1 protein-coding gene is annotated in these 647 nt (G+C 50.9%); it reads left to right on the forward strand.

Translation table 11 applies throughout. The annotated features are described in order from the left end of the window. On the forward strand, positions 1–647 hold a 647-nt coding region (locus tag CHI10_RS17200; protein ID WP_142301768.1), incomplete at both ends, for an aldehyde dehydrogenase family protein.

A 647-nucleotide genomic window follows, 5' to 3' on the forward strand; every position in this document is an offset into this window, starting at 1 on the left:
TCAAAGACGGTGTTCCTGTTAACAGCCGTCCGAACGAATATAACCGTTATGACTACATTCCATTGGGAGTGGGCATCATCATCTCTCCTTGGAACTTCCCGCTTGCGATCATGGCCGGCACAACTGTTGCAGCGATTGTGGCAGGAAACACTGTTCTATTAAAGCCAGCTTCTACAACACCTGTTGTGGCAGCGAAATTTGTTGAAGTAATGGAAGAAGCAGGCCTTCCGAAGGGCGTTCTGAACTTCGTGCCTGGCAGCGGTGCAGAAGTGGGCGACTACCTGGTTGACCATAAAGATACTCGCTTCATCTCATTCACAGGTTCACGCGATGTTGGTCTTCGCATCAACGAGCGCGCATCTAAATTAAACGATGGCCAAATCTGGCTGAAGCGCGTCATCGCTGAAATGGGCGGCAAGGATACAATCGTTGTCGACAAAGAAGCAGACCTTGAATTGGCGGCGACTTCCATCGTGGCATCTGCGTTCGGATTCTCCGGCCAGAAGTGCTCTGCCTGCTCCCGTGCGGTGATCGTAGAAGATGTATACGATCAAGTTCTGAACCGTGTGGTTGAACTGACGAACGAATTAACACAGGGCAACCCTGAAGACCAAAGCAATTACATGGGTCCTGTCATCGACCAGGGC

It is taken from the genome of Bacillus sp. 7894-2 (assembly GCF_002272225.1).
Taxonomy (GTDB): domain Bacteria; phylum Bacillota; class Bacilli; order Bacillales; family Cytobacillaceae; genus Cytobacillus.